Genomic DNA, 11,462 nt, shown 5'->3' with positions numbered 1-11,462 from the left:
ATCGGCACCCACCGCCACCCAGAGGCCCGGACGGGTCCCCGGGACGCCCTACAGCCCTTCGGCGATGTCCTTGATCGCGGCGAGACGGCGATCCCAATCGCGGCCGATCGCATCGAGCTTCGTGGCCGTGGCGCTGAGTTCGGCGCCGATCACGCGGAATCGCACCTCCCGGCCGACCCGGACGGGCTCGACCAGGCCGACCTCCTGCAGCACGGCCAGGTGCTTCGCGATGGCCTGGCGCGTGACGGGCAGGCGCCCGGCGAGGGCGGATGCCGAGGCATCCCCCTCGCCGAGTGCTGCCAGGATGCTCCACCGGGTCTCGTCGCCGAGTGCCGCGAACACCGGAACCAGCGTGCCTGCGGTCACGAGGCGCCCTCGAGCAGGGCCACGAGCTTGTCGAGCTCTTCGTCCCATCCGGTGCGGTGGCTCTCGAGGTTCGCGATCGGGTCGGACGTGTTGTCGAAGCCGGTCTCGAAGACGGTGAGCTGCGTGCCGCCGGCGACCTCCTCGAGCGTGAAGGTGAAGACGGTCGAGCCGCCCTCGAGATCGGCGGTCGGGCCGCCGAGCGCGTCGTCGTTGCCCCAGCGGTACGCGATGAGGTTCGGCTCGTCGCGCGCCTCGACCCGCAGCGGAATCGAGCCGTAGTCCGGGAAGGTCATCGTGCCGGTGGCGCCGACGCCGGCTCCGTCGAGCACGGTCTGGCCGAACCAGCGGGAGATGTACTCCGGCTCGGTCACGGCCTGCCACACCTTGTCGAGGGAAGCGGCGATGCGGATCGTTCGGCGCACCGAGAAGGTGCTCTCGTCGACGACGGATGCCTCGTTGTCAGTCATGTTCACCATGATGGGTCCTTTCGAGTGTTGCGTGCGAGTGTTCGGCGGTCGATCGACCACCTGCAACTCCAGAGTTGCATGACTCTCGCTCTAATGCAACCCTTGAATTGCAGAAAAGAGCGGACCTCCGCCGCCGTGAAGACCCGGGGTCACGCCCCGAGCACCGAATCGAGCAATCCCGGGAACAGCGCGTCGAGGTCGTCACGGCGGAGGGTCAGCATGCGTCGGCGACCGTTGGGTTCGTTGCGGATGACACCGGCCTCGCGAAGCACCTTCATGAAGTGCGACTTCGTCGATTTGGGCAGGTTCGGGTCGGTGGCGTGGCAGGCGGCCATGTCGAGCGGGCCGGCGGCGAGTTGACGCGCGATGGCGAGACGCTCGGGGTCGCTCAGCGCGAAGAGCACATCGGTGAGCTGAATCGCGGATCGATCGGGATGAGGAAGGTCGACGGCACCAGGCATGGTTCGAGAATAGTTGAACAATTCGCGCAGGGCGAGTACGCTCCAATGGTTCGATGATTCTCGAACCAACGAGGAGTGCCCATGACCCCCACGCAGCCGATCACCGCACCCCGGGCCGACGTCGCCGCATCACCGCGGAACGGCGTCAGCACCCGGTTCGGATTCGCTCTGGCCATCGTGGCGCAGATCCTCATGATGACCGGCGCGAGCGCGCCATCGCCGTTCTATCCCGTGTTGGCGCACGACATCGGCTTCGAGGCGATCGTGATCACCGCGATCTTCGCCGTCTACGCGGTGGCGCTGCTGCTCACCCTGCTGACGGCCGGATCGCTCTCGGATCACGTCGGGCGCCGCCCGGTGGTGATCGCCGGCTTCGTCCTGCTGGCCGGCAGCATGCTGCTCTTCTGGCACGCGGACTCGATCGGGCTGCTCGTGCTGGCCCGGATCGTGCAGGGCATCGCGAGCGGCCTGCTGCTCTCGGCGCTCTCCGCGGCCGTGCTCGACTTCGCGCCTCCTGCTCGACCAGCCACAGCGGCGCTGTGGAACGCGCTCGCGCCCGGCATCGGGCTCGCCGTCGGTGCCCTGCTGTCGGGCATCGCGCTGGATGTCGCCGGTGAGCCCCTGCTCGATGTCTTCGCACCGCTCAGCGGTGTCTACATCGTGCTCGCCCTGCTGTTCTTCTTCGTGCCGGAGACTGCTCCCCGCACGCCGGGGGTCTGGGCCTCGCTGAGCTTCCGACTGTCGATCCCGGTGAACATCCGAGCGGACTTCTGGCGTGCGGCACCGGCGGTCATCGCCGGCTGGGCGACGGGCGGACTCTTCCTCTCCTTGGGCGCCAACATCGTGCACGAGGAACTCGGCGGCGGCGCGCACATCTGGCAGGGGCTCGCGGTGGCGGTCCTCGCCGGCAGTGGCGCGCTGACCGCTTTCGTCATGCGTCGGCGCACACCGCGCACGATCACGATCTTCGGCACCTCGGCTCTCGCCGCCGGAACCGCCCTCTCACTCGTGGCGCTCGCTCTCGGATCACTCCCCGCGTATCTCGTGGCGGCCGGTGTGACCGGGATGGGCTTCGGAACGGCCTTCTCCGGTGTGGTCGCGTCGCTCGCGCCACGCATCCCGGCGACGCAGCGCGCTGACACCTTCGCCGTGATCTTCCTCCTCGCGTACCTCGCGTTCGGCGTGCCGGCGGTCATCGCCGGGATGCTCGTCGGTGTCGTCGGTCTCGCCGCCGTCTGCGTAGGGTACGGGATCGGCGTCATCTCGCTGGCGCTCGTTGCGCTGGTGCTGCGGGGGCGCCGGGCGGAGTGAGACGGCCCCGATCTGCTCGCCGATCAGGAGAGGCCGTCAGCAGGGCCCCCTGTACCCGCACTCGCCCGCAACCGCAATGGCCCCCGGGCGTCGGCGCATCCCTCGTACGCTCGGACCATGACCGACCTCACTCAGCCCACCGGCCGCGAACCCGCCCTGCGCGCGGTGCCGCGGCCGGACGGTTCCGCGCCGCGCGCACTCGTGCTCGGCGCGACCGGCTACATCGGCGGTCGGCTCACTCCCCGCCTGCTGGCCGCGGGGTACCGTGTCCGCGTGCTTGCGCGTGACGCGGCCCGGGTGGCGTCGTTCCCGTGGGGCGCCGAGTGCGAGGTCGTCGAAGGGGAGGCGGCCGATGCGGATGCCGTCGCGACCGCGATGGCCGATGTCGACGTCGTGTTCTATCTGATCCATTCGATGACCGCAGGCAAGGGCTTCGAAGAGGCCGATGATCTGGCCGCGCACACGATCGCGTCGGCGGCGGCCGAGGAGGGCGTACGGAGGATCGTGTACCTCGGCGGCCTCCACCCCGACGACGTGAAACTGTCTCCGCACCTGCAGTCGCGGGTGCGTGTGGGTGAGATCTTCCTCGCGTCGGGCGTGCCGACGCTCGTGCTCCAGGCCGGAGTGGTGATCGGCTCTGGGTCGGCGTCGTTCGAGATGATCCGCCACCTCACCGACGTGCTGCCGTACATGCCGGCGCCGAAGTGGGTGCGCAACCGCATCCAGCCGATCGCGGTGCGCGACGTGTTGCACTACCTGCTCGGCGCCGCCCGGGTCGATCCCGACGTGAATCGAGCGGTCGACATCGGAGGGCCCGACGTGCTGCGCTACGGCCAGATGATGAACGGTTATGCCGTCGAGGCCGGACTCCCCCAGCGAGCCATCGCCGCGCTGCCCGTGCTGACGCCCGAACTCGCCTCGCACTGGGTCAACCTCGTGACACCGGTGCCGCGCTCGATCGCCCGCCCACTCGTCGCCTCGCTGCAGAACGAGTGCGTCGTGAAGGACCACGCCGTCGACAAGCTGATCGCGCCGCCTTCCGGAGGCCTCACCCCCTACCGCCGGGCTGTCGCGTTGGCGCTGGGGCGGGTCGGAGCCGACAGCGTGGAGACGAGCTGGCAGGATGCCGAGGTCTCAGGCACACCGAGCGACCCGCTGCCGAGCGACCCTAATTGGGCGGGCCGGACGGTCTTCACCGATAGGCGGTCGGTGAAGACCGCGGCTTCCGTCGAGGATCTGTGGCGCGTGATCGTCGGGATCGGCGGCGAGAACGGCTGGTACTCATCGCCGCTGCTCTGGGCCGTCCGCGGCTGGATGGACCGGCTCGTCGGCGGTGTCGGGCTGCAGCGCGGCCGCCGCAGCCGGGCGATGGCGCGGGTCGGCGACGCGATCGACTTCTGGCGCGTGGAGGCCGTCGAGGTGCCGGGAACCGGTCCAACGCCGGAAGAGCGACGCGGCGGACTGCTGCGGTTGCGCGCGGAGATGAAGGTACCGGGATCGGCGTGGCTCGAGCTGCGCGCCGTGCCCGACGGCGATGGCGCTCGATACGAGCAGCGGGCGGTCTTCTTCCCGCGCGGGTTGAGCGGACGCCTCTACTGGCTCGCCGTGCTGCCGTTCCACGGATTCATCTTCGCGGGGATGGCGGCACGGATCGTGGCGGCGGCAGAGGAGACGCCGCCCCCTCGTCCGGAGCAGGGGTGAGCACCTGGCCGGCTGATCTTCCGGGAGTCGTCGCCCTTCCGGGAGGTCGCTTCGTGCGCGGTCGCGGCCTTCGCGACGGCACGCCTCCGGATGGAGCGGCACCGGAACTCGGGCTCTACCTGACCGCCAAACCGCACTTCGAAGCCGGCTGGGAGTCGCGGTGGGTGCGCTGGCCGGACTTCCGTCTGCCCGCGACACCGACCGACGCCATCGCCGCTCTCAGAGACGTCTATGAGCGCTCGGCCGAAACGAGAGTCGAGATCGCCTGCGGCGGTGGCCGCGGGCGCACCGGAACGGCGATGGCGCTTCTCGCTCGGCTCGCGGGCGTCCCGGCGGACGGCGCCGTGGCCTGGGTGCGGGCCCACTACCGGTCGGGCGCGGTCGAGACGCCATGGCAACGGCGATTCGTCCGGCTCGCGGATCTCGACCGCTGAGGGCTCTTCCCCGCAGACTCACGCCCGGGGCGAGTCGTGAACGACCGCCCACGTCTTGGTCGCGTCGTTCAGCAGTGCAGCCACCTCTGAGTCGGGCGCGGTCCGCCCCGCCTCGATGCATCCGGGCTCACCGCAGGCGTGCATGACGAACTGATCATCGGCAGACGGCATCCGCAATTGAAGCTGGTAGCGGATGCTCTCATCGGTCGTCTTGTGGGCCGCGACCACCGGCAAGGAGGCCGGCGTGCCGCTCTCCTTGAGCTTCGATACGGCACCGGCACCGACTCCGGGGTTGATCCAGAGGCCGACGCCGAGCGCCACGATGACGAGACAGCCGAGCAGCACCAGCGCGACCAACCACCAGTCGAAGATCATCCGAAGGCTCAGCACGAACCCGCCGATTCCCGACAGCGCCACGAGCACAGCGGTCACGCGCTGCGCCGTCGCCTCATTGCGACGAGTCAGGTCGATCTGCGTCCATTCGATCGTCGCCGCGCGCTTCATGGCACACACTCTAGGCTGTTCGCGACCTGACCGAGCGGTTCAGTTGTCGACGTGCTTGTGGTCGATGCCCCAGGTCTTCGTTGCCGCGTCGACGAGCGCGGGGAGTTCGACCGTCGGCACCGCACGGGCGGCGGCGGTGCACCGACTTCTGCTGCAGGAATGCTCGACCTTGACGGGTCCGCCGTCAGTCGGGATCGCGAGTTCGAGGCGGAAACTGACGCTCTCGTCGCTCGTCTCGGTCGCCGCGAGCACCGGAAGTGACATGAGGTGCCCGGTGGCCTGCAGCTGCTCCGTCGCCTCGGAGTCGAGGCTCGCGCCGAACCACAGGCCGAGGCCGATCACCACGACCACGAGGCAGGCGAGCACCATCAACGCGACGGCCCACCAATCCGGCACGAAGAGGAACCCGATGACGACGCCGGCAACTCCGGCGACGACGGCGAACGCCGCGATCACGCGCTGCGCTGCCGCATCGCCGCGACTCGTGATATCGACCTGCGTCCATCCGGTCAGCACGGGCTCGGTGTCCGTCATGGCACCACTCTAGGACCGGTGGATGCCGGTGCCGAGGCTCGTCTCACCGAGCCAGGGTCAGGATCTCCGCGCCGCTGTCGGTGATGGCGATGGTGTGCTCGCTGTGGGCGGTCCGGCATCCTGTCGCGCTTCGCAGCGTCCAGCCGTCGGCGTCGGTGACGAGCCGATCGGTGTCGGCCATCACCCAGGGCTCGAGGGCGAGCAGCAACCCGGCACGCAACCGGTATCCGCGATCGGGACGCCCGTCGTTGGCAACGTGCGGGTCCTGATGCATCGTCGATCCGATGCCGTGACCGCCGAACTCCATGTTGATCGGATACCCCGCCGAGCTCAGCACCGAGCCGATCGCATGCGAGATGTCGCCGATGCGCGCCCCCGGCCGAGCGACGGCGATTCCTGCGGCGAGCGCACGCTCGGTCGCATCGATCATGGCCAGATCCCCCGGCGCCGGGGAAGATCCCACGATGAAGCTGATCGCCGAGTCCGCGGCGATCCCTCGCAGAGAGACGGCGAGGTCGAGCGTCAGCAGATCGCCGTCGCGCAGCGCGTACTCGTGCGGCATCCCGTGCAGCACCGCATCGTTGACCGCCGTGCAGATGTAGTGACCGAAGGGCCCTCGTCCGAACGACGGCGCGTAGTCGACGTAGCAGGACTGGGCGCCGGCGGCGGCGATCATCTCCTTCGCCCACCGGTCGAGATCGAGGAGATTCGTGCCGACGGCGCTGCGACTCTTCAGCGTCTGCAGGATGTCGGCGACGAGTGCGCCGGTGTCGCGAGCCCGGGCGAGCTCTGCCGTGTTCAGGATCTCGATCATGATCGCCCTCTCGTTGCACCAATAACTATCCCGGTAATACTATCCCGGGATTACAATGGGCATCATGATGGTCAGACTCCCGCTCACTCCCGCAGAGGTCGAGCGCGGCGAGCGCCTCGGCGCGCTGCTGCGTCATGCCCGCGGCGAGCGCTCGATGCTCGCCGTCGCCCTCGATGCCGGCGTCTCACCGGAGACGCTCCGCAAGATCGAGTCTGGTCGCGTGGCCACACCCGCCTTCTCGACGGTCGCTGCGATCGCCGGAGTGCTCGGCCTCTCGCTCGATGCAGTGTGGTCGGAGATCGAGGCGGATGCCGCCGGCGCGGAGCGCCGCGACCGCGTCGCCTCCTGATGCCGGCTCCGAGAGACCCGGCCGAAGCCTTCGGGTCAAGTCCGCTTTCGGCTCGCGATCCTGTCAGTGAGCAGCTGCACCTGGGCCGGATCCGCGTCGCGGGCAAGGGCGACGCAATGGTCCATGACGGCCGGCCGGTAGCGCACGGGCATCGTCTGTCCTGGGGCGAGCCGGGTGAGCTCGGTGATTGTGAAGGCTTCGTCTGCGATACCGCGGAACGAGATGCCGTCGGCGGTCTCGACGTCGAGCATCAGGACCACGCGCGGGTTGCTGTTGACCTCCCGCCAGTCGACGAGAACGCCGAGCGCAAGCGCCCCCGCGCGCAGTTCGGCATTGCGCGCGCGTGCATCGCTGCTCATGACGGGATTCGGGGTGACGCCCGGGAAGTCGGGCCCGACGCCGAGCGATTCCCGACTCAGGTCAGGCCTGAGCTGCTCCATCAGATCGTTGTCCTTGTTCACCGAGTCGAACAACTTGTCAAACATGCCGCTGAACACCTTGCCGATCATCCTGACCCCTCCCTCAGCACTCGGTCCGGATCCCGGCCTAGCGCCCGTCGTTCCGGCGATTGTATGTCACGGGCATTCCCGGCCCGCCCTACTCGAACTCGCGCAGCGGTGCCGTCATCTCGCCGCCGGCATCGCCGGTGTTGACGGTGCCCTTCGGCTCGAACAGGATCGCGTGCACCTCTTCGGCCGCCTTCGGGCAGTGCTCGACGCCCTTCGGGATGACGAAGATGTCGTTCGGCCCGAGCACGACGTCTCGGTCACGGAGCTGGATCGTCAGCTCGCCCCGGATGACCATGAACAGCTCATCGGTTTCGGGGTGGGTGTGCCAGACGAACTCGCCCTGCAGTTTCACCGCCTTGACGTCGTAGTCGTTGACGCTGGTGAGGCGGTGCGGCTGCCAGTGCTCGGAGATCGTGGCGAGGGCGGCATCCACGTTGCGTACGTCGTCGGTCATGACCCGAGCTTAGGAGAGTGCGCGAGCTGACGGACCGCACCGATACGGCGACGCGGGGCCCCGGCGTGATGCCGAGACCCCGCGCCGGGCGGGTTACGCGATGGGCGTCAGACCCACTGCACGAGCTGGATCAGGACGCCGTTCGGGTCGAGCACCTGGAAGTACCGCTCGCCCCAGGGCTCGGTCTCGATCGGAGTCGCGACGGGTACGAGGTGCTGCAGGCGCTCCCATTCCGCATCGATGTCGTCGACCACGAACACGACGAGCAGGCCTGCCCCCGCGGCGGCGGCATGCGTCTCGGGCTTGAAGGTCGCGAGCCCCGTGCGCAGGTAGATGACGTTGAACCCGGCGTCATCGCGACGCAGCGAGACGAAGCCGTCCGCCGCCATCGCGATCTCGAAGCCGAAGTGCTCGGTCAGGAAAGCACCGGATGCCTCCGGGTCGGCGACGTTGAGGGAGATTGCGGATTCGGTGATGTTCATGGGGAGCATCCTCTCATACAACGACGTACGGCGTACGTAGTTAGGTACAATGAGAACATGCCCGAAGATATTCCCGGCTTGATCGCGCTGCTCTGGCGACATGAGCGCACGACGTCGCCGCGGCGCGGGCCGAAGCCACGGTTCACGGTCGACAGCCTCGTCGCGGCCGCGATCGAACTCGCCGATGCGCAAGGGGCGGATGCCGTCTCGATGCGCGCCCTGGCGTCAGCGCTCGGCAGTTCGACGATGTCGCTCTACTCGTACGTCCCCGACAAATCCACACTGCTCGCACTCATGGCCGATCAGGTCACCGCATCCATGCGCCACGGCGACTACGACCACCCGCACTGGCGAGCGCGACTCGACAGCCTGGCCCACGACAACCTCGACCTGCATCTCGCCCACCCCTGGCTCAGCGCCATCCGCGCCGAGACGCCACCCCTCGGGCCCGGCATCATCGGCAAGTACGAACGAGAACTCGCCGCGATCGCACCGCTGGGCCTCTCGCCGGTCGACACCGATGCGAGCCTCAGCCTGATCATCGGGTTCTCCCGCTCGTCCGCCGTCGACCTGGCCGCCGCGGTGGCGCCGGATCCGGAGTGGTGGCAGGTCGCCGGGCCCGCCCTCGCCGAGCACGTGACCCCGCAGCGCTTCCCCCTCGCCGACGCGATCGGCAGCGCGGCGGGCGCCGAGCACAACGCGGCCTACGACGCCCGGCACGCATGGCGATTCGGCCTCGACCGCATCCTCGACGGCATCGAGAGCATGACGGACGCCGAGAACGTGTGAGCAGCCGGCGAGAGCATCCTCGCCGGCCGCCCCGTCATCACTTGTTGGCGGCGATGATGTCGGTGATCCAGCTCGCGTAGGCGGTCACGTCGGTGTAGAGACCTGGCCCCTTCTCACACGAGGGGCTCTGCGCTCCCGGACCGGAAGTGACGCCGATCAGCTCCCAGCGGTCCTCCCGTCCGCGCTGGATCTGCGGGCCTCCCGAGTCACCGTTGCACGCCATCGCGTCGGGCGTCTGGCTGAGCGTGCAGAGACGGGTGTCGCCCGCATATCCGGGCCCGCAGTCGGAGACGTCGCCGCGAACCGTCTCGAGCTCACGGAGCTTCTTCGACATCTTCCACTTCGCAGGATCCGGGCTCGGCTTGGTGATGCCGAAGCCGAGGATCCGCGTCTTCGTTCCCGGGGCGCCGGCTCCCTCGGCGATCGCGATCGGCTTGTTCTTCACCGGTCGGTCGAGTCTGACCAGCGCGATGTCGTTCTGGTTGGGCTGGCCCTGCGCATACTCCGGGTGCAGGAACACCTGCGCCATCTCGCGGACCGTTCCGCCGGAGGCGCGCTTTTCGCTTCCGATGCGGACCGTCCCCTCGGCGAACGACCCGATCTCCATGTCGAGGCAATGCGCGGCGGTCACGACCCACCCGGGGTCGATCAGCGCCGCACCGCAGTTCCCGTCCTTGAGCCCGGCGAGCGGAGCACCGAGGGGGATGCTCGCCATGAACGGGTACGACTCGGTGGGCTTCGAGCCGCTGACGATCGACTTGACCCCGCCCCGGTCGGCGGTCACGCCACCGGGAAGACTGCCGGCGGTGAGAGAGACGCAACAGACGACGCCAGCGAGAACGGCGACGGCCGAGCGGGTGACGATTCGGCGGATGGAGGTGCTTTCAGACAAGGGCGGGTCCTTCTTTCGGTGCAGTGCAAGGTGATACCTCGACGCTAGGAACCGCGAAGCGCTCATCCCATCCGGCTGGCTCCCCACCACCGGTGGAGACGGATGCCGAATCACGGGTGGGTCTGGCTATACCGACCGCCCAGCCGCCAGACGTTCACCGGACAGAGCATCCACGTTCACCTCTAAGTCGTATCTTGAGTGCGGCCGCGCGACCGCGCGAACGAAATCGAATAATCTTTGTGCAATCAGCACAACTTCAGAGGTAGTCTCGGACTCGACATACCTCAACGGCGAGAAAGGACGAACATGGTCGACCTGCGGAAGAAGCGCTGGTCCCTCATCGGGATCACGGCGGCGACGGCAATCGCACTCACGGGCTGCGCGGCTGCGGCGGAATCGCCCGGTCCCGAAGAGACCCAGGACGACGGTCCGGCCGAGACGCTCATCGTGTACACGAACTCCAACAGCGACGGCCGTGGCGAGTGGATCACCGAGAAGGCCGCAGAAGCCGGCATCGAGATCGAGATCGTCGGCCTCGGCGGCGCCGACCTCACCAACCGCATCATCGCCGAGAAGAACAACCCGGTCGGCGATGTCGTGTTCGGCCTGAACAACATGTTCTTCGAGCAGCTGAAGTCCGAAGAGGCGATCACCGCCTACGAGCCGAGCTGGAGCGGCGAGGTTCCCGCCGACGCCGGCGACCCCGCCGACGGCGTGTTCTGGCCGCTGGTCGAGCAGGCCATCGTCACCGTCTACGACGAGAACACGACCGACAACGTGCCGAAGTCTCTCGAAGACCTCTACACGGATGCCGCATACGCCGGTCGGTACGAAGTGAACCCGGCTCTCGGCCAGGCCACTCCGCAGCTCGTGCTCGCCAGCATCCTGAGCGAGAACCTCGAGAAGTCGGGCGACCTCGGCGTCAGCGACGACGGCTGGTCGCTCGTCGAGTCGTACTACGCGAACGGCTCGCCCGCGGTCGAGGGCACCGACCTCTACGCCCGCATCACCCGCGACGAGGTCGACTACGGCGTGCTCCCCTCCAGCGGCATCGCCGCGCGTGACGAGGAGTACGGCACCAAGACCGGCATCATCGTCCCGAAGGAGGGCGTGCCCTACGTCACCGAGCAGATCGCGCCGATCAACGGCTCGGGCAACGAAGAGCAGGCGCAGAAGTTCATCGACTGGTTCGGCAGCGCCGAGGTGCAGGGCGAGTTCGCGGCCGAGTTCAACTCGATGCCCGTGAACGAGAAGGCCGTCGCCGACGCGAACCCCGAGGTCGTCGAACTGATGGAGACGCTTCCCCGTCAGGAGCTCGACTTCGGCTTCGTCAGCGAGAACCTCGGTGACTGGGTCGAGAAGGTCACCCTCGAGTACATCGGCTGATCAGACACC

General features: G+C 68.3%; 16 protein-coding genes. 6 read left to right on the top strand and 10 right to left on the bottom strand.

Annotation, left to right across the window (positions count from 1 at the left end):
* Positions 1-48 precede the first annotated feature (48 nt).
* From CUR96_RS13525 to CUR96_RS13515, 3 genes are all read right to left on the bottom strand, one after another.
* Complete coding sequence (locus CUR96_RS13525) at positions 49-366, bottom strand: ArsR/SmtB family transcription factor (RefSeq protein ID WP_245861266.1); 318 nt, start codon at positions 364-366, stop codon at positions 49-51.
* A complete protein-coding gene (locus CUR96_RS13520) occupies positions 363-833 on the bottom strand; it encodes an SRPBCC domain-containing protein (protein WP_245861264.1) in 471 nt (156 codons plus the stop codon). The genes CUR96_RS13525 and CUR96_RS13520 overlap by 4 nt, the downstream gene beginning before the upstream one ends.
* Positions 834-982: 149 nt before the next feature.
* Entirely contained in the window at positions 983-1,294 is a 312-nt protein-coding gene (locus CUR96_RS13515) for an ArsR/SmtB family transcription factor (protein WP_102193798.1), read from the bottom strand.
* An 81-nt stretch (positions 1,295-1,375) separates the two neighbouring features.
* Here CUR96_RS13515 and CUR96_RS13510 point away from each other — a divergent pair, with 81 nt between their 5' ends.
* From CUR96_RS13510 to CUR96_RS13500, 3 genes are all read left to right on the top strand, one after another.
* Positions 1,376-2,605 (top strand): MFS transporter, encoded by a 1,230-nt coding sequence (locus CUR96_RS13510; protein WP_102193797.1) that lies wholly within the window; start codon positions 1,376-1,378, stop codon positions 2,603-2,605.
* A gap of 117 nt (positions 2,606-2,722) precedes the next feature.
* Entirely contained in the window at positions 2,723-4,306 is a 1,584-nt protein-coding gene (locus tag CUR96_RS13505) for an SDR family oxidoreductase (protein WP_102193796.1), read from the top strand.
* Entirely contained in the window at positions 4,303-4,740 is a 438-nt protein-coding gene (locus CUR96_RS13500) for a protein-tyrosine phosphatase family protein (RefSeq protein ID WP_102193795.1), read from the top strand. Before CUR96_RS13505 ends, CUR96_RS13500 begins: the two co-directional genes overlap by 4 nt.
* Positions 4,741-4,758: 18 nt before the next feature.
* On the opposite strand, the gene CUR96_RS13495 is transcribed toward CUR96_RS13500, so the two are convergent.
* From CUR96_RS13495 to map, 3 genes are read right to left on the bottom strand one after another with little or no spacing between them, the layout of a single operon-like run.
* Entirely contained in the window at positions 4,759-5,244 is a 486-nt protein-coding gene (locus CUR96_RS13495; RefSeq protein ID WP_102193794.1) for a hypothetical protein, read from the bottom strand.
* A gap of 39 nt (positions 5,245-5,283) precedes the next feature.
* Positions 5,284-5,778: a hypothetical protein gene (locus tag CUR96_RS13490; protein ID WP_102193793.1), complete on the bottom strand. Its 495-nt coding sequence runs from the start codon at positions 5,776-5,778 to the stop codon at positions 5,284-5,286.
* 43 nt (positions 5,779-5,821) lie between these two features.
* On the bottom strand, positions 5,822-6,592 hold the full coding sequence (map, locus tag CUR96_RS13485) for a type I methionyl aminopeptidase (protein ID WP_102193792.1): 771 nt from the start codon (positions 6,590-6,592) through the stop codon (positions 5,822-5,824).
* A gap of 67 nt (positions 6,593-6,659) precedes the next feature.
* On the opposite strand from map, the gene CUR96_RS13480 reads away from it, so the two are divergent.
* Complete coding sequence (locus tag CUR96_RS13480; RefSeq protein WP_102194020.1) at positions 6,660-6,941, top strand: helix-turn-helix domain-containing protein; 282 nt, start codon at positions 6,660-6,662, stop codon at positions 6,939-6,941.
* A 35-nt stretch (positions 6,942-6,976) separates the two neighbouring features.
* Here the strand turns inward: CUR96_RS13480 and CUR96_RS13475 are convergent, their stop codons facing one another.
* The 3 genes from CUR96_RS13475 to CUR96_RS13465 form a co-directional block, all read right to left on the bottom strand.
* On the bottom strand, positions 6,977-7,450 hold the full coding sequence (locus tag CUR96_RS13475; RefSeq protein WP_245861263.1) for a hypothetical protein: 474 nt from the start codon (positions 7,448-7,450) through the stop codon (positions 6,977-6,979).
* 88 nt (positions 7,451-7,538) lie between these two features.
* Positions 7,539-7,904: a cupin domain-containing protein gene (locus tag CUR96_RS13470; RefSeq protein WP_102193791.1), complete on the bottom strand. Its 366-nt coding sequence runs from the start codon at positions 7,902-7,904 to the stop codon at positions 7,539-7,541.
* A 107-nt stretch (positions 7,905-8,011) separates the two neighbouring features.
* The gene (locus CUR96_RS13465; RefSeq protein ID WP_102193790.1) at positions 8,012-8,386 is read right to left on the bottom strand and encodes a VOC family protein; all 375 of its coding nucleotides are present in this window, start codon (positions 8,384-8,386) and stop codon (positions 8,012-8,014) included.
* Positions 8,387-8,443: 57 nt separating this feature from the next.
* Here CUR96_RS13465 and CUR96_RS13460 point away from each other — a divergent pair, with 57 nt between their 5' ends.
* Positions 8,444-9,175, top strand: coding sequence for a TetR/AcrR family transcriptional regulator (locus CUR96_RS13460; protein ID WP_102193789.1), 732 nt, complete (start codon positions 8,444-8,446; stop codon positions 9,173-9,175).
* 37 nt (positions 9,176-9,212) lie between these two features.
* Here the strand turns inward: CUR96_RS13460 and CUR96_RS13455 are convergent, their stop codons facing one another.
* Positions 9,213-10,067: a S1 family peptidase gene (locus CUR96_RS13455; RefSeq protein ID WP_219721992.1), complete on the bottom strand. Its 855-nt coding sequence runs from the start codon at positions 10,065-10,067 to the stop codon at positions 9,213-9,215.
* Positions 10,068-10,373: 306 nt separating this feature from the next.
* Here CUR96_RS13455 and CUR96_RS13450 point away from each other — a divergent pair, with 306 nt between their 5' ends.
* Complete coding sequence (locus tag CUR96_RS13450; RefSeq protein ID WP_102193787.1) at positions 10,374-11,453, top strand: extracellular solute-binding protein; 1,080 nt, start codon at positions 10,374-10,376, stop codon at positions 11,451-11,453.
* The last annotated feature ends 9 nt before the right edge of the window (positions 11,454-11,462 follow it).

Source organism: Microbacterium aurantiacum, assembly GCF_002872075.1.
GTDB classification, from domain to species: Bacteria; Actinomycetota; Actinomycetes; order Actinomycetales; family Microbacteriaceae; genus Microbacterium; species Microbacterium aurantiacum_A.
Note: the sequence above shows the minus strand (reverse complement) of the source record. Positions and strands in the feature narration are given on the sequence as shown.